Annotated in this window: 18 protein-coding genes; 10 read left to right on the top strand and 8 right to left on the bottom strand. The window is 37.5% G+C overall.

Translation table 11 applies throughout. The features are described from left to right. Positions 1-33: 33 nt before the first annotated feature. Together B2X72_RS07265 and thrA are read right to left on the bottom strand one after the other, a co-directional pair. Positions 34-972 carry a homoserine kinase gene (locus B2X72_RS07265; protein WP_088163765.1) on the bottom strand — a complete coding sequence of 313 codons (939 nt, stop codon included), beginning with the start codon at positions 970-972 and terminating at the stop codon, positions 34-36. 87 nt (positions 973-1,059) lie between these two features. Next, positions 1,060-3,507: a bifunctional aspartate kinase/homoserine dehydrogenase I gene (thrA, locus tag B2X72_RS07260; protein WP_088162915.1), complete on the bottom strand. Its 2,448-nt coding sequence runs from the start codon at positions 3,505-3,507 to the stop codon at positions 1,060-1,062. Positions 3,508-4,043: 536 nt separating this feature from the next. Between thrA and B2X72_RS07255 the strand changes: the two genes are divergently transcribed. Together B2X72_RS07255 and B2X72_RS07250 are read left to right on the top strand one after the other, a co-directional pair. Then, on the top strand, positions 4,044-4,625 hold the full coding sequence (locus tag B2X72_RS07255; protein ID WP_046671999.1) for a C40 family peptidase: 582 nt from the start codon (positions 4,044-4,046) through the stop codon (positions 4,623-4,625). 105 nt (positions 4,626-4,730) lie between these two features. Then, positions 4,731-5,243 carry a phosphoribosyltransferase family protein gene (locus tag B2X72_RS07250; RefSeq protein ID WP_070563077.1) on the top strand — a complete coding sequence of 171 codons (513 nt, stop codon included), beginning with the start codon at positions 4,731-4,733 and terminating at the stop codon, positions 5,241-5,243. A gap of 9 nt (positions 5,244-5,252) precedes the next feature. Here the strand turns inward: B2X72_RS07250 and B2X72_RS07245 are convergent, their stop codons facing one another. The 5 genes from B2X72_RS07245 to B2X72_RS07225 form a co-directional block, all read right to left on the bottom strand. Next, positions 5,253-6,719, bottom strand: coding sequence for a LysM peptidoglycan-binding domain-containing protein (locus B2X72_RS07245; RefSeq protein ID WP_088162916.1), 1,467 nt, complete (start codon positions 6,717-6,719; stop codon positions 5,253-5,255). 184 nt (positions 6,720-6,903) lie between these two features. Further along, the gene (gene tatA / locus B2X72_RS07240) at positions 6,904-7,101 is read right to left on the bottom strand and encodes a twin-arginine translocase TatA/TatE family subunit (RefSeq protein WP_088162917.1); all 198 of its coding nucleotides are present in this window, start codon (positions 7,099-7,101) and stop codon (positions 6,904-6,906) included. Positions 7,102-7,194: 93 nt separating this feature from the next. Then, positions 7,195-8,508: a murein hydrolase activator EnvC family protein gene (locus B2X72_RS07235; RefSeq protein ID WP_088162918.1), complete on the bottom strand. Its 1,314-nt coding sequence runs from the start codon at positions 8,506-8,508 to the stop codon at positions 7,195-7,197. A 108-nt stretch (positions 8,509-8,616) separates the two neighbouring features. Further along, positions 8,617-9,420, bottom strand: coding sequence for a DUF4292 domain-containing protein (locus B2X72_RS07230; protein WP_088162919.1), 804 nt, complete (start codon positions 9,418-9,420; stop codon positions 8,617-8,619). Beyond that, the gene (locus B2X72_RS07225) at positions 9,410-11,131 is read right to left on the bottom strand and encodes a tetratricopeptide repeat protein (RefSeq protein ID WP_286848810.1); all 1,722 of its coding nucleotides are present in this window, start codon (positions 11,129-11,131) and stop codon (positions 9,410-9,412) included. Before B2X72_RS07225 ends, B2X72_RS07230 begins: the two co-directional genes overlap by 11 nt. Positions 11,132-11,366: 235 nt before the next feature. Here B2X72_RS07225 and rplM point away from each other — a divergent pair, with 235 nt between their 5' ends. The 6 genes from rplM to B2X72_RS07195 all read left to right on the top strand — a co-directional run bounded on the left by rplM (position 11,367) and on the right by B2X72_RS07195 (position 16,071). Next, positions 11,367-11,810: a 50S ribosomal protein L13 gene (gene rplM, locus B2X72_RS07220; protein ID WP_046671993.1), complete on the top strand. Its 444-nt coding sequence runs from the start codon at positions 11,367-11,369 to the stop codon at positions 11,808-11,810. 11 nt (positions 11,811-11,821) lie between these two features. Beyond that, positions 11,822-12,208 carry a 30S ribosomal protein S9 gene (rpsI, locus tag B2X72_RS07215; RefSeq protein ID WP_070563091.1) on the top strand — a complete coding sequence of 129 codons (387 nt, stop codon included), beginning with the start codon at positions 11,822-11,824 and terminating at the stop codon, positions 12,206-12,208. 18 nt (positions 12,209-12,226) lie between these two features. Further along, the gene (gene rpsB / locus B2X72_RS07210) at positions 12,227-13,024 is read left to right on the top strand and encodes a 30S ribosomal protein S2 (protein ID WP_075994149.1); all 798 of its coding nucleotides are present in this window, start codon (positions 12,227-12,229) and stop codon (positions 13,022-13,024) included. A gap of 195 nt (positions 13,025-13,219) precedes the next feature. Beyond that, the gene (gene tsf / locus B2X72_RS07205; protein WP_075994150.1) at positions 13,220-14,056 is read left to right on the top strand and encodes a translation elongation factor Ts; all 837 of its coding nucleotides are present in this window, start codon (positions 13,220-13,222) and stop codon (positions 14,054-14,056) included. Positions 14,057-14,242: 186 nt separating this feature from the next. After that, positions 14,243-15,106 carry an SDR family oxidoreductase gene (locus B2X72_RS07200; RefSeq protein WP_145328036.1) on the top strand — a complete coding sequence of 288 codons (864 nt, stop codon included), beginning with the start codon at positions 14,243-14,245 and terminating at the stop codon, positions 15,104-15,106. Positions 15,107-15,249: 143 nt separating this feature from the next. Continuing rightward, on the top strand, positions 15,250-16,071 hold the full coding sequence (locus tag B2X72_RS07195) for a helix-turn-helix domain-containing protein (RefSeq protein ID WP_145327961.1): 822 nt from the start codon (positions 15,250-15,252) through the stop codon (positions 16,069-16,071). On the opposite strand, the gene B2X72_RS07190 is transcribed toward B2X72_RS07195, so the two are convergent. Beyond that, a complete protein-coding gene (locus B2X72_RS07190; RefSeq protein WP_075994153.1) occupies positions 16,068-16,328 on the bottom strand; it encodes a hypothetical protein in 261 nt (86 codons plus the stop codon). The two genes, B2X72_RS07195 and B2X72_RS07190, sit on opposite strands and share 4 nt — an antisense overlap. A 194-nt stretch (positions 16,329-16,522) precedes the next feature. Here B2X72_RS07190 and B2X72_RS07185 point away from each other — a divergent pair, with 194 nt between their 5' ends. Then, positions 16,523-16,906: a hypothetical protein gene (locus tag B2X72_RS07185; RefSeq protein ID WP_286834844.1), complete on the top strand. Its 384-nt coding sequence runs from the start codon at positions 16,523-16,525 to the stop codon at positions 16,904-16,906. A gap of 157 nt (positions 16,907-17,063) precedes the next feature. Beyond that, on the top strand, positions 17,064-17,359 hold a 296-nt coding region (locus B2X72_RS07180; RefSeq protein ID WP_286848808.1), incomplete at its 3' end, for an ATP-binding cassette domain-containing protein.

Raw genomic sequence — 17,359 nt, 5'->3', positions numbered from 1 at the left:
TTTATAAACCTCGTTTCTGTCCTTAAATAATTTTTAATCTAATATTCTGGGTCCTTCCACATTGACACGGGAAACATAGCCAAAACTATCAATTTCATTTTCTTTGAGATGAGTTTGTATTTTGTCGGCAATATCCTTTGCTATTTTTTCATCCCGTGTTATTGCAACGACGGAAGGTCCTGAGCCAGAAATACCAAAACTCAAGGCGCCATTTTTCAAGGCAATCTCTTTCATTTCATAAAACTGAGGAATTAAAATTGCACGGGTTGGTTCAATAAGAATATCTTTCATGCTTCGCGCAATGAGATCATAATCTTCCTTGAACAACGCGGCAACCAATCCCGCGATATTTCCCCATTGTGTGACGGCGTCTTTTAACAGCACTTTATCTTTTATAAGTTGTCTTGCGTCACGTGTGGGAACATCGACCTGTGGAAAAACGACCGCTGCTACGAGTTCTTTTGGTGAAGGAATGGAAATAACATCCAAAGGTTCATTTCCCCGAATTAATGTTATGCCTCCATAAAGCGCCGGGGCAACATTATCGGCATGGCCTGTACCGCAAGCCAAACGCTCACCTTCAACACAAAATGGCAGTAATTCTTCTTTTGTCAAAGGGTTTCCAAGCATGGTATTGATGGCAAAAAGCCCAGCCACGGTACTTGCTGCACTGGAGCCAAGTCCCGATCCAATTGGCATATGTTTATGCAATTCAATTTCGACACCTACCTTTGAAGAGATATTCAAGGCTTGTAATAGATATTGAACACAGGCAGATACCGTATTCTTACCGGGATCGAGTGGTAGTCTTCCATCGTCGCCAGTTATTTCCCGAATCGTTACTCCAGGTTGTTGCGTGCGCCGCATAACCACCTCATCACCGGGTTCCTCGACAGCAAACCCCAATATATCAAAACCACAGATCATATTTGCGACAGTTGCAGGCGCAAAAACACGAACTTCGGACAGCATGCTGTCTAAATTTATCACCTTATCCTTGAGATACTCCACATTTAAATTATTGGCCATCACGTAATTTTTATTTTCCTTGACTAGTTTTTATGCTCCAACATTTACCAAATCTGCAAATACACCGGCAGCTGTCACCTCAGCCCCCGCACCAGGACCTTTTACTACGAGGGGACGTTCTTTATAGCGCTCTGTTGTAAACGATATAATGTTATCGCTGCCTGATAAAGCATAAAAAGGATGGTTTTCATCAACAAACTGAATCGCAATGGATACTTTTCCATTTTCCAATTTCCCGATATAACGGATTACTTTATTTTCATTAGCAGCTTTCTTCTTCATTGCTTCGAAATATTCGTTTTCTTGCTGCAATTCTGTATAAAAAGAATCTACAGTATCTGCTTTCAAACATGCTGGAGGTAATATTGCGCCGAGGTCTACGTCTTCGGCCTCAACAGCATACCCGGCATCTCTTGCCAAGATGAGCATTTTACGCATAAAATCTATACCACCTAAATCATCTCTTGGATCTGGCTCGGTATATCCAAGCTCCTGAGCCTGTTTGACGACATCATAGAAAGAAGCATCTGCTTTAAAATTGTTAAAAATATAGGAGATTGTCCCTGAAAGAATAGCCTCTATCTTCACGATACGGTCACCACTCAACATCAAGTCTTTAAGCACCCTGACGATAGGCAATCCAGCACCTACATTTGTTTCATAAAAGAAATCTACACCGTGTCGATGAGCAGTATCACGGAGTGTTTTATATTGCTCGTATTTACCTGAATTCGCAATTTTATTGCAAGTGACGATCGAAATATTGGATTTAAAGATATCTTCGTAGTAGGTCGCCGGTAATTTGCTTGCAGTATTATCGATAAATACACAGTTCGGTAAATTCAGTGCCTTCATTCGATCAATAAACAATGCCAGGTCTGATTCAGTTCCATTTTTAGCAAGTTCATCGGACCAATTATTTAAATCAACACCTTCGGTATTAAAAAGCATTTTACGGCTATTGGAGATTCCAACAACCTTAATTTCAATATCATTTTTATCCAAAAGGAATTCATGCTGATTTTCCAATTGTTTAAATAAAGTTGCACCAATGTTACCGGTACCGATATTAAATACATGCAAAGTTTTCTTCAGCTCTGCGAAAAACGCGTCATGTACCGCATTAAGTGCCTTTGCTAAATCTTCCTTACCAATAATTACAGATATATTGTATTCAGATGAGCCCTGCGCAATAGCCCGGACGTTAATACCGTTCCGTCCTAGCGCTGCAAATAACCGACCGGACATACCGGGAGTTTTTTTCATATTTTCACCAACGATGGCTAATACAGACAGGTTTTCTTCAATCGCAGGAACGACCAGTTTATTCGCCTGGATTTCAAGCTCAAACTCCACTTCGATCAATTGTATAGCACGTTTGGCATCTGATGGATTGACAGCAAATGTAATGCTATGTTCGGAAGAAGACTGAGTGATTAGCACAACATTGATCTGCTCTCTAGCCAATAGCGTAAAAAGCCGTCCGCTAAAGCCCGACTTACCGATCATCCCTGATCCACTCAGATTGATGACAGAAATATCGGAGATCGAAGAAATTCCCTTGATTGGCAGAGCGGTTTTTCCACTATCAAACTGAATCACAGTCCCTGAGAAATCAGGTTCAAAAGTATTTCGAATAACAATCGGTATTTTCTTTAAAAAAGCCGGAATCATCGTAGGAGGATAAATCACCTTAGCACCGAAGTAAGATAATTCCATTGCCTCTGTATATGATAATACAGGCAGGGAAAAAGCTTTCTTCACAATACGTGGGTCGGCGGTTAACATCCCATTCACATCTGTCCAAATTTCAATGGCTGTTGCGTCCAGTATTGAGCCGAAGATCGCTGCAGTATAATCTGATCCACCTCTTCCCAAGGTGGTAATACGCCCATTTTCATTACTTCCGATAAAACCTGTAACAAACAGCAGCTTATCACGATGCGTTATGTACAAGGATTTGACCAATTGCTCGGTTAGCATTTCATTTAAATGAGCATTACCGAAATTTGAATCTGTTTTCACATAATGGGATGCATCTACAAATAGAGATTCAGGAATATATTGTTCCATCACCTTAGATACCATATAATTTGAGCAACGCTCACCGTAACTAAGGATCAAATCTTTACTTTGATTGCTCAGCTCCTTTAGCGCAAAAATTCCTTGGAGGAGATCTTCTATCTCATTAAAAAACAACTTTAGCTTTGTAAATACAGGATTTTGATATTTCACAGCCAGAAGCTCTTTAACAACCGTAAAATGCTTATCTTCCAGGGACTTTAGGCCATCTGAAAAGGACTTTCCTTCTGCAGCGTCCTCAGCCAACTGGGTAAGCAAGTTCGTTACACCAGACATAGCTGATAACACAACCAATGGCTTTTCCTTTGCATCATAAGATTTTTTTACAATACTTAAGACCGCCTTTAGACTTTCTACCGTACCGACCGATGTGCCTCCAAATTTTAAAACTTTCATACTGTTTTATACTGTTTGTTTAGATTGATGATTTTTGTGCTAAAAAAAGAAGCGCTTTCCTTTGTCGAGGAAAGCGCTTCTAAATATTGTGTCTACAATTATATACAACGAAACTACTTCCTCCTGAGTTTTATCCCGGTGGTAATAATAATCGATGTAATAATTGTATTTGTGTTCATTGCTATTGCTTATGTTTTGTAAATATAGAACAAATATTATCACTTTACCAAAGAAAATTAATATTTTTTTTTAGATTCACAATGAGAGCCCAAATAGAGTGGCATTCTATCAGATAGACATTTTTTTTAAGTGTAGCAAACAATCTACTTTATGTAGCCGACGATTGACAGAACCATTAATTTTCAATAAGTCTAGGTGGGTCCGATAAAGATGTTAAAATTGTTAAAATTTCGTTAAATACCTTAAAATAAATTTGACCTTAAACTGATATTGTATTATATTCGCAACAGTGCTGTCCAAAATAGATGACAGTGTTGAATTTTTAAAAGTTAAATGTTGTACAAAAAAGCGATTTAATGAAAACAAAGAAATTTATAGCGTCAATGCTATTTATCGGCTTATGTCTAGTGTCGCAGGCACAAACCAACAGAAACTCCAAACCAGAATCAGATCCTGATAACCTAGCGAAAGAATACTTTTCACAAATTATGGGAGTTGCAGTCTCAGCAACAACAAATACCAAACTTTATCAATTTGTTTACGAATGGTTGGGTACTCCATACCGTCTAGGAGGAGATTCAAAAAGAGGCATTGATTGTTCTAAATTTTCTTATGAATTATACGACAAAGTATTTAATACTTCGTTAGGATATAATAGCAGAAATCAATATTCTCAAGTCAAAACTGTCGAAAAAAATGAGCTAAAAGCAGGTGATTTGGTATTCTTTAAAATTAGAAGTAAAAGTATCACCCATGTTGGTGTTTATATTGGCGACAATAAATTTGCACATGCCTCATCTAGCAAAGGAGTTATGATCAGCAATTTAGATGAACCATACTGGAGACGTTATTATTACAATGGCGGTCGCTTACCAGAAGATAATAGATCGCTTACTGCAGAAATATTAAAAGCAGAAAAAGATAATAAATTGAATTAATAAGATCGGTTCGATCTAGGAAAGTCCAAAGCGTTTAACTCGTTTTGGACTTTTTTTATACAATATAATATCCTATTTTTACCCTATAATCATTGGAATACTATTATGTCTTCAAAGAAAACGCTCATCTTAAATAAAGAACAAATAAAACAAAAATCTATTCGGATTGCCTATCAAATTTTGGAAGACAATTTTGAAGATGAAACACTTGTATTAGTAGGAATTGCCGACCGGGGTTATGTATTTGCGCAACGCCTTCAAGCAATTTTACAGGAGATTTCAACGAAAGAAATTCTGCTGATTAAAGTTACCATGAAGAAAACGAGTAGATCACTGAGTGCAAGCACAGACATACCTGTTGATATTGCAAAAGACAAGACCATCATCTTGGTTGATGATGTGTTGAATAGTGGTAGAGCCTTAGCTTATGGACTGGGTGTATTTTTGAACGTTCCACTGAAGAAAATGAGAACGGCTGTATTAATTGATAGAAGCCACCATAAGTTCCCTATATTTAGTGACTACTATGGCACGAAGCTTTCAACGATATTAAGAGAACATGTTACCGTTACTCTTGAAGAATTTGATAAAGAAGAAGATGCAGCATGGTTAATTTAAACCATGCTGTTATTTCTTTGAGACTTTCAATTTCATCCCCGGTTTTATCCGGCTTCCGTTTAAATCATTTTCACTTTTAAGTCGACCGACTGATGTACCATTTTTATCTGCGATATCAGATAAAGTATCGCCTTTCTTCACGACATAGTAAGCTGTACGTGTAGCGCTAGCGGCATGCTGTTGATTCTTCTTTGAAGATCTTTCTGTATTACGAGCTAATTTCGCGTTTACGAAATCATCCTCCTTTTTTATCAGTAAGTTTTGTCCAGGGACAATTTGATTGCCGCGCAGGTTATTCCACGATTTTATATCCTGTACTGTTACTTCAAACTTGTCAGCAATGGAAGCGAATGTCTCACCAACTTTCACTTTATATTTGCCATTTTGTAAAGGTTCACTCAAATTTTCCGTCTGACTAAGAGTTGCGGAAGATATTGGTGTGTTGAGAGCTGCATACAATTCTTCTGAGGCAATCTTTTTATCCAAAACAGGTAACACCAATCGCAATGGAGACTCTTCGGTACCATTTAATACATTTCTTTTAAAACTAGGATTCAATGCACGTAATGTCTCTTTTGAGACATGTAAAGCATCCGCTATTTGGTTCAATGAAATCCGTTTATTGATATCTAATGCTTGAGTTCTTAGTGAAAGTTCAGTATCCGCAGCATTGATATCATTTTCGTCCGCGTATTTCATCGCATATGTCATTGCGATGAACTTAGGGATATAGTTTTGGGTCTGTTGTGTTAGATATGGTGCGATATCCCAAAAAGTAGCATTCTCTTTTCCGGAACGTTGGATCGCACGGCTAACCGCTCCTTTACCACCATTATAGGATGCTATCGCTAATAGCCAATCGCCATATTCATCGTAAGCTTCTTTTAAGATTTTTGCGATGGCATAACTAGAAGCAATCGGATCCATACGTTGGTCGGTATAACTGTCCACTGTAAGATGATAAGTTTTGGCTTCATAATACATCAATTGCCATAAGCCTGTTGCTCCGGCACTGGAGATATCGCGTGGATTTAATGATGATTCGACTACACTTAGATATTTGAGTTCCCGTGGCACTCCAACTTCATCCATGATTTTATCAAACAATGGGAAATAGTATTGCCCTAGTCCCATCATCCTACACATATAAGGGTTATAATTATCCGACGTATATTTAGCAACCAGATCTTTCACTCGCGGTGAGTAGTCCAATGGAACCTCACGTTCTATTGCTTTCAGTTTCCGCACGAGCTGTATATCTTCATCTGTAATTTCAGCATCATGCTTCCCGTTATTTCCGGAAGATTTTATACTGTCAAGGTATTGGTAAATCTCTTGTTTTTCTTTTTCGATACTTTTTTGAAAGAAGGTATGGGCGGCTTCTTTCATGCCTTCTACAGCGCTTTCTTGGGCCATGAGTGGTAGTACATAGCATACCCCTCCTAGTATTGAAATTAACGTCTGTTTTCCGATCATAAATTTACTGTTAAATCCGAGTTTGATTCATCTGCTGAAAAATCAACAATAATCTAAACGTTTAGAAATGGATTTTAGTATAAAAATGGTTTTCGCCCTATTTAGCTGTAGGTCGAGTATAAAACAAAATACGATTTTGTTCCTCACAAAATCGTATCCATGCTATATGGGATCAAAACCTCCCTTATTTGTTATCTTCTATTTCAGATTTTTTTTCAGGTGAAGACTCATCTTTTTGGCCTTCTTTAAATTCCTTAACTCCTTTACCCAATCCGCGCATCAATTCAGGAATCTTCTTGCCACCAAATAATAGTAACAATATTACTACAATGACAATTAACTCTTGCCCCCCGATTCCCATGATTAATAATGATGTTGACATAACTATAATTTCTTGTTTTTCAATTCTTTTAAACTAAAACTTTTCTCTCTCTTTACAAATGTAATGATAATTATTAAATATAGTAATTATTTCTTATCTCGCCAACCATGACATCGGATTCAGCGGTGTTGTTCCTTGTAGCACAGAAAATTCTACCATCGGAACTCCCGTATCCGAGTCCACATCAGCCGTTCCTATAGTTTGGCCCGTGCTTACTTTTTGCCCTTTTGAAACACTTACACCAGCCAAATTCATATACACAGTAAAGTATTCACCGTGTTTAATCATGACAATACGCTGCCCCATCATCGATACTATACTCAAAACTTCTCCATTAAATACTGCTTTCACAGCCGAACCGCTTGATGTTTGTATTTTAACAGTTTCGTGATCCCAATTGACATTTCTACCGACACTTTCCGAACCAAACTCTTGCATAATCTTCGCATTAGAAACAGGCCAAGGTAAACTACCGCGATTAGATCTGAAGTCATTTGAAAGTTTGACTGCTTCCGGTGTGCTACGTAAGACTTCAGAATCTGATTTTCGAGTAGTATTACTGCCTTTCGAACTTGTATTGTTCTTACCTTTTGTAGTTGATGTAGACTCATTCGCTTTGCGGTTACGCTCAGCAGCCGCTTCTGCCGCACGACGTGCCGCCTCAGCCCGTCGACGTTCAGCCTCAATTTCTCTTCTAATGATCTCCTTAATGGCCGCATTAATACGACGCTCCTCTTTTTGCTTTTGGGTAATATCTTTCTTGACACCGCGCTCTGTAACAATCAATTCACTCAATTGTCCAGAATAAACAGATCGCTGTTGAGATATTGTTCTTTTCTCATTTTCCTGCTCTTTCATCAAGGCAACCTGTTTGTTTCGGTCCGCCTGCAATTGAGCTATTTTTTGTTCAATCTGTTTCTTGGTATTTTCGATATCAGCAGCTTTCAGCTTTCTAGAATCATTAAACTGTTGTAAGTACTTAACCCGTCGGAACCCCTGATTAAAATCCTTTGATGCAAAAATAAACATCAATTTATTATAGGCATTTCGGTTTCTGAACGCAAACATCACCATCTTTTCATAGTCACGTTTCATCTTCTCCAATTCAGCCTTCAACTTATTTACGGCAGCGGTATTGGCATTGATATGTTTGTTGATTACAGCGACTTCCGAAGTAATGGTATTTATCTTCTGCTCGCGCAAATTAATCTGCTTACTCAATGCTGTCACTTGTTGTTGGGTCAGTGATTTTTCCTTTGCAATCTCTTTGACCGTATTTTGTAATTCAGCAATTTCGCGGTTGAGTTTCTCACGCTGTTTTTCAAGTTCAGCCCTAGTCTGCGCCGATGAAATCCCAATCATGAATAGGAAAGCAGCTATACCAAGTATTGTCTTTTTAAAGTTCATTTACAGTACTATTTTTTTGTGTTTGCCATCTTTCTATCCTATCAATTCACCCTATACTTTAGCAAACTAATTGCGAAAGTAATAAATCTAAAGGAAATAGACAGCTTCTCATCGGATTACTTTATAACGTGACGATACTGAAAAAGGCATTTCGACCGGTTCATTAAAAGTCACTTTGTTAAAATTTATCTCTGTTTTTATCTCTTGACGACCATCAGAAATGATCATTTTTAAAAGCATCGGAAATTCCTGCCCAGAAGCCATGGCATATTCGCCGTAATTGGCTTCCAACAACTGTTTCTTTGAAAGTTGCGCTAATCTAAATTGATAAGGCCTATTGTTATTATTTAATTTATATAAAAAATCTAGTTCATTCAGTTTGCCATCTAACTGGACAGACATCGAATCCTGCTTAAAATTAACCTGATCAATATCGGACAATAGATTCACCGAAAGATTTGCAAGCAACAAATCTTGTAGGTTCCCGAAAGTTAAATCCGGGCTGGCAAAACGATATAGATAGTCAAATGGCTTAACCATATATTCGCTCTGAAATTTATTTAAGATTTGTACACTGTCTGGAGTTATCAATACCCGGGCAACTTCTATACCCAGTGTGGCAGAAATGGAAATCCAAATCCTTTTATCTTTCTCTATTCTAATAGTGGAAGTGACATCATAATTATCCTTCCCAAGATCGAGACGCATTTTTGCTTTTCCAGAAAAAGTAGAATAATTCAAATTAGTCAAAAAAAGATTACGTAAGCTATTTTTCTTTGCTTCCCTTGTATTATCTTTTATCGTCAACTCATTTTCAGCTTTCAGATCAGCACCTTTTAGTAGCTTCTTCTTAGAACTACAAGAAGAAAGCAGCAACACAACAGCACTAACCCAAACAATTTTATTCCACATAGCTTTTAGTCTCAATCTTCTTTTTCAATTTCAGCTTACTCTCCTCCGTATCAGTCCCCTTTTCTAAAGCCAGGTTCCACTGCTTAACGGCATCTGTTGTTTTCCCTAACTTACTAAGAATGTCGCCGTAATGCTCCAGCAATACAGACGTTTGCGGATTTGTATTTTTTAACGCTTTTTGAATCCACACCAGCGCATCATCATATTTTCCGTTTGCGAAAAGTACCCAAGCATAGGTATCTTCAAAAGTTCCATTATTGGGCTGCAATTTCGTCGCCATTGCTGCATACTTTGTAGCATCATCAAGTCGTTCTTTTCTTAACGACAAATAGTATGCTAAATTGTTCATGGCCGTCACATTTGTACTATCCAATCGAATAGCTTCGATATAAGCCGCATCAGAGGCTTTATACATCTTAAGTGAATTATAAATATCACCTAATCCGCCATAAATATTTGCCTGTAGAAAAGGTGATTCATCCTGTGCATTATTAAGTGCGGCTTCCATAAACTTCCGGCTATTCTCCATGTCTTTCTTCATCAAATAGGCCATGCTTGTAAAATAGAGTATGGTTGCATTATTGGTCACATAGTGTAGCGCTTCCCCACCATGTGCAATGGCTTGATCAAATTCGCCTTTGTCCATATCCAAACTCATCAGCATCCGCCAAGCATCAATTTGATAAGGGTTCATACTCACTGCAACTGCTAGCGAACTTTGAGCGGCTGACTTATCGTCTCTCAACCATAACACTTGTCCCTTTGCCATATGGCTTTCGGCAATACGTGGATGAACTTCAACCAAGATATTGACCAGTTCCAAAAGTTGGTCTTTTGAATAGGGGCCCTTCGGATTCAACAAGGTCATTATAATCCGATTCTTATCTGCAAAGTCAACTTTCTTAGATTGAAATCCTTGTTTAAGTGCATCGAAAGATAATTTCATCTTTTTATCAAATCGATAGAGATCAGCCAAATCGAAATAAAGAAAATCCTCTTTTGTTGTCTGAATTCCTTTATTAATATAGTCCAATGCAAGCTTCGAGTTTTTGGAAAGATTATAAGCTTGTGCTAATTGACCATATACTTGAGCCAGCGAAGTTCCTTTGTCTGCCCAGGGTTTCAAAAGATCAATGACCGCTTTATAATTACCAGCATCATTTAACAAGACACTACCAACCATGTCCAATGTATCAGAAGCGACTGCAATCTCTTTGGTTTTATAGAAATACTCCAAAGCCACATCCTTGTATCCGCCATTGAAAAGGAGCATGATACGCTCCCGTTTTAGTAAGGCTGTATTATTGTCATCTTGATCTATCAACTTATCGAGATAGATTAAAGCACTATCCGCCTCGTTTTTACTTTTAAACGCATCTACGGCAAAACTTAGATATTCAGGCTTAGACTGAATATTCAACGCTTCTTTTATGGCTTCGATTGCTCCATCTTGATTTCTCATCTGTGCAAGAAGGATTGCCTTTGTAAAATAGATATCATCTGCTTGTGGGTAATCCGCGAGTATGGCGTCCAAAGAATCCATCCCTGGACCAATTTTCCCTTGCTTCAATATTTCCTGTACGTTTTTGAATCGTGCATCGTAAGGTTTAGGTTTTTTATCCGAAGATTGTGCCTTTAATGAACCCAGTGCTATTAGAAATACACCAATAAAACTTAAAAAAAATCGTTTATCTAAAAAATTCAATCTCATCTACTTCCGCTATAATAATTTAAAAATTCTTCCTGCAATATACTAACTAATGTAACAATATTCATTCGAGGAAGTTGTAAAAATATTGAGATTAGTGGGGCTCGTTTGAAATTCAACTCGTTTTCAACAAAATAAGCAAAATAGATTTTAAAATATAGAATAATAGATGTACCTTTGCAGACCCTTGAGATAAGGGAAGGAAAAATATTTTAATAAATTATTTAAACAAAAGCAAGTGAATACGTTAAGTTACAAAACTGTCTCTGCCAACAAGAACACCGTTAACAAAGAGTGGATCGTTGTTGACGCTGAAGGAGAGATTTTGGGGCGCTTGGCGAGCAACATCGCGAAAGTAATTCGTGGTAAGCATAAGCCTACATTCACCCCTCACGTAGACTGCGGAGATAACGTGATCGTTATCAATGCGGACAAAATCAAATTGACAGGAAACAAATTAGGCGACAAAGTTTACGTTCGCTACACTGGATACCCAGGTGGTCAACGCTTTGTTTCTCCAAAAGAGTTAATGGCTAAATTCCCTGAACGCATCATTGAAAAAGCTGTTCGTGGTATGCTTCCTAAAAACCGTTTAGGTCGTCAATTGTTTAAAAACCTTTACGTTTATGCTGGTACTGAGCACAAGCATGAAGCACAAAATCCAAAACCAGTTAAATTTTAAGGAGAATCGTCATGTCAACAACTAACACTTCAGGAAGAAGAAAAACTGCTGTTGCCCGCATTTACTTAACTGCTGGTAGCGGAAACATTATCATAAACGGTAAAGACTACAAAGAGTATTTCCCAACATTACCTTTGCAATACATCGCTACACAGTCATTGAACGTAGCTGGTGAATTAGCAAACTTTGATGTAAAAGTAAACGTTAACGGAGGTGGTGTTAAAGGTCAAGCAGAAGCTGTTCGCTTAGCGATCGCAAAAGCTTTGGTTGAACTTAACCCAGAAGTTAAACCTGCATTACGCGCTAAAGGTTTAGTAACACGTGATGACCGTATGGTTGAACGTAAGAAACCAGGACGTCGTAAAGCTCGTAGAAGATTCCAATTCAGTAAACGTTAATCAAAGGAGGATCAAAAAATGGCAAGAACTACTTATCAAGATTTATTGGATGCAGGTGTGCACTTTGGTCACCTTACACGTAAATGGGATCCGAAAATGGCTAAGTACATTTTCATGGAACGTAACGGTATCCACATCATTGACTTGAACAAAACTCTTACGAAATTAGAAGAAGCTGCTTCAGCTATCAAACAAATCGTAAAATCAGGTCGCAAAGTTTTATTCGTTGCAACGAAAAAACAAGCAAAAGAGATCATCGCACAACAAGCAAAAGAGGTTAATATGCCTTTTGTAACTGAGCGTTGGTTAGGTGGTATGCTTACAAACTTCGCTACAGTTCGTAAGTCTATCAAAAAAATGTCTAACATTGACAAAATGCAAAAAGATGGTACATACGATGTATTGTCTAAAAAAGAGAAGTTGATGATTCAACGTGAGCGTATCAAATTAGAAAACCTTTTAGGAGGTATCGCTGATTTGAACCGTTTACCAGCTGCTTTATTCATCATCGATGTGAAAAAAGAACACATCGCTGTTTCTGAAGCAATGAAATTGAACATCCCTACTTTTGCAATGGTAGATACAAACTCTGATCCTTCAAATATTGATTTCCCAATCCCAGCAAATGATGACGCTAGTAAATCTATTAGCTTAATCGCCGGTATCATTGGTCAAGCAATCCAAGAAGGTTTGGACGAGCGCAAACGCGACAAAGAAGAAGAAGCTGAAAAAGATGCTGCTGCTGCTAAAGCAAAAGCTGATAATGGTGAAGCTTCAGAAGCTAAACGTCCTCGCAAAGCGAAAGACGGAGAATAATATTTTTATTCCAAACCGGATGGCGTAGCGTTAGTTTCTGGAAAAGTTTACTTTTCTTGAACTAGCCTCTCTGTCCGGTTTTTTGGTTTAACAACACTTGTTTATCAAGGAATGTTAAACTTCATATTAGCTTAACATGTTTTAAGTTAATATTGTACAAATTTCAGTCGTAAATAATAATAAAAAGAAATAAACATGTCAGTACAAATTTCTGCATCAGATGTAAACAAATTGCGTCAACAAACTGGCGCTGGTATGATGGATTGTAAAAAAGCTTTGGTTGAGTCTAATGGTGACTTTGAAGCTGCTGTAGATTACTTGCGTAAAAAAGGCGCTAAAGTAGCTGCTAGCCGTCAAGATCGCGACTCTAACGAAGGTGTTATCATCGCTAAAGCGACTGCTGATGGTAAATCAGGTATCGTAGTTGAAGTTAACTGTGAAACTGACTTCGTAGCTAAAAACGCAGACTTCGTAGCTTTCGCTGAAAAAATTGCAGATCTTGCATTAAACAATAAACCTGCTTCTTTGGAAGAATTAAAAGGTTTGGAACTTGATGGCAAAAACATCGCTGATTCTTTAATCGAGCAAACTGGTGTAATTGGTGAGAAAATTGACGTTTCTAAATACGAAACTATCACTGCTGAAAAAGTTATTGCTTATATCCACGGGAACTACCGTCTAGGTGTATTAGTAGGTCTTTCTGCTGATGCAGCTGGCGCTGAAGAAGCTGGTAAAGATGTAGCAATGCAAATTGCTGCAATGAACCCAATTGCAATTGACAAAGATGGTGTTGATCAAAACACAATCGAGCGTGAAATTGCCATTGCTAAAGAACAAATCATCGCTGAAGGAAAACCAGCTGAAATGGCTGAGAAAATTGCGCAAGGTAAATTGAACAAATTCTTCAAAGATACAACTTTGTTAAATCAAGAATTCGTAAAAGATTCTTCTAAAAACATCGCTCAATTCTTAGATTCTGTTTCTAAAGGATTGACTGTAACTGCTTTCAAACGCGTACAATTAGGCGCATAAGCATACTTCCATTCCATTCAGAATGGAAATTTTAAAGCAGGAGCTATTCGATGAATAGCTCCTGCTTTTGTTTATATCTCTACCTCCATTTATTCCTGAACTATTTTTATCCGCTCCACCGTGGCTTTTATTTTATCCCAAATTTGTGTAACTTAAGGATACATAAAAACTGGACAGTATATGGGCATGTTAAAGGAAAACGCGTTAAAAGGAAAACGAATTTTGATTACGGGTGGTGGTACAGGTCTAGGGAAAGCCATGACAGATTACTTTCTCGAGCTTGGCGCCTCTTGCCTGATCACAAGCCGTAAAGATGATGTTATACAACATACAGCAAACGAATTATCGGAAAAACATCAGGCAAAATGTCTTGCAGTAGCTGGAGACGTGCGAAATTATGAAAATGTCGAACGCGTCGTTTCCTATGGATATGAACATTTTGGGGGGATAGATATCCTCATAAACAATGCTGCTGGAAATTTTATCTCGCCTACCGAACGTTTAAGCCACCGAGCTTTCGAATCTGTTATTGGTATCGTGCTCCAAGGGAGTATAAACTATACCCTAGCGCTGGGCAAACGATGGATTGAGGCAAATGAACAGAATAAAGCTATACTCAGTATCGTAACAACTTATGCTTGGACGGGTTCGGGATATGTTGTTCCTTCTGCAACTGCTAAAGCCGGAGTTCTTGCGCTAACCAGATCTCTAGCTGTAGAATGGGGAAAAAAAGGAATAAGACTCAACGCTATAGCTCCTGGTCCATTCCAAACTTCGGGTGCCATGGAACGGTTACTCCCGGGCGAGTTAGGCGAACTCCTCTCACCTACCAAACGTATCCCCTTAGGCCGCTTGGGCAAACTGGAGGAATTAGCTAACCTCGCGGCCTATCTAGTATCCGATTATGCGAGTTATATCAACGGAGATGTTATCACGATAGATGGTGGCGAATGGCTTAAGGGGGCTGGAGAGTTCAATGGATTAGATATTATTCCTGAAGATCAATGGGATACTATTGAAAAAATGACCAGAAATGCAAAAAGCACTTGATAACCGTTTAAAACAACGAATGATTTATATTTTATTGTGAATACATAACTGTAATCCATGTAGATTTAAGCGAGGAAAAAGTAAAGTCTTTAATTCATTTTTCTTAGGTTTGTAGCGATTATTTTCCAATAGGGTCTGTACATATGATGAATTTATCTTTCGAATCTCAAAAAATCAAACACAAACAAAAATTAGAACTAAACAAAACAGGTTTTGATTTTGCGTTAGTTTATATATCCGAAGGCACACTCGTATCGAAAGGAAATAACTTAAAATTTTCAAAAGAGAATTTACTTTTTTTGAATAAAGATTTCGAAACACTTGAGACAAAAAAGGATACAATCGCATTTGTACTCTATTTCTCAAACTCCTATTTTAAAGACCTGCACCTTATACAACAAAATTTCAGACTTTCTCACAATCCGGTTGATATCTTCAACTCGAAGACTTTATTCAATAAAAGCCTATCGCTTAAAAAGGAAAATAAAAAACTAATCGAGCGGGTAATATCTCTGATTCAACAATATGAGCGTGAAGATACAGCGGAATCAATTTTTATATTCCATCAGACAATGTCCCTCTTCGCTTTAGTCGAAAATATTTTGAAGGATCTGGAGCTACCTATTAACGAGTCATATGAAATGTCTCAAGAGATCGAGCAATACATACAGCAAAATATTTATTTCCCCGATAAATTACAAATCAGGTCTATCGCAGATCAGTTCCAAATTTCAGCAAATTACTTTGGGGCATTTTTTAAAAAAAGATATTCAAAAAGCTACAAAGTATATATAGATGATATTCGTATTAAACTAGTTGAAGAGAGATTAGCATCCAACAGATACACAATGAAACAAATTGTAGAAGAATTAGGATTTAATGATGAAAGTCACCTGACCAATTTCTATAAGAAGAAAAGAAACATTACACCTAGCTCTTATAAAAGAGCTAAAAATAGTGCTTAATTGTCAAGCTGGATTATACCATTAAGATCATGATTTAAGGAGCGTTGAATGGCCTCATCCAAAATAAGAATCTTTTTTCCTTGAAAGGTAGCTGCATCATCACTTTCAAAATTTGAGGTACTGGAATTAAAAGAATCCAATTTCATCGGGAAATAAATTGGGTTCTCGTCTTCAGCTCGACCAATGGTCAATAAAATATTGTAGCCTTGTAGGCGTAAACTCTGTAAAGTCTGATAATTTAAACGCTTGAAGATCATAGTCCCTATTTTAAGATAGAACAAACATATAATTACATTGTTTTAATGCTTTAATCATTTTTTGTGTTTTTATCTTTTAGAAGGATATTCGAACCCAGAATCTCTTAATACTTTTGGAATAATAGTTTTGCCGAATAAATTCAAAACTTTTTTTTTTGAGAACTGTTTTACAAATGAATAACATGAGTAGGATTATGTCAAAAAAAGAGCATAAAAATGGGAAAGTCGAAGAAGACTATTCCGATATGGATCAGGATCTTGCTTTCAATGAAGAGCTTGACAGTTATGAAATGGATGTCGATGATAATGACCCAGATTATGACCACCCCGCCGACTATGATACAGTAGCTGAGGGCTCAATTGATGATGATTCAACATACGATGATTCTAATCCATTTGTCGGAGATGAATATGCAACACAAGATGAGCTCGAAGAAGAAGATCTAGATAAAGCTAACATGCGAATTGAGACTTTTAAACATGAACGGCTATCCCCTTTGGACAAGAAATTAGCCGAGAACGAAGAAGATCTGAGAGATGATCTTGATGAAGAGGGATATCCCAAAAACAACAGGTAGTTTTTCCGAAAATAACATAGTTTTGAAGGGACCAAAAGGTCCCTTTTCTATTGATTAAAATAGAGATATTCTTCTCAAGAGTATTAAATATATACTTTTCAATTGGAAACTATAACTCCAATTTTTTATGTAAGTTTACTTTGAAGATTATAATCATATGGAAAGTATATTACCTCTCATCCGTATTGTTGACCTAAAAAAATCATACGGAGTAAAAGAAATATTGAAAGGAATCAACCTTGACATATTCCCAGGTCAAGTTATCGGGTATATTGGCCCAAATGGTGCTGGCAAATCCACTACCGTTAAAATATTAACAGGACTAATCGAAGATTTCACAGGCACTGTAGAAGTTAATGGCATCAATATTCAAGAAGATCCACTTGCAGTAAAAGCACTATTGGGATATGTTCCTGAGAACGCAGAATTATATGACGTCCTGACTCCCATGGA

The organism is Sphingobacterium sp. UBA7253, assembly GCF_002472745.1.
GTDB classification, from domain to species: domain Bacteria; phylum Bacteroidota; class Bacteroidia; order Sphingobacteriales; family Sphingobacteriaceae; genus Sphingobacterium; species Sphingobacterium siyangense.
The sequence above is the reverse complement of the archived record's forward strand: the minus strand, read 5'-3'. Positions and strand labels throughout refer to the sequence as shown.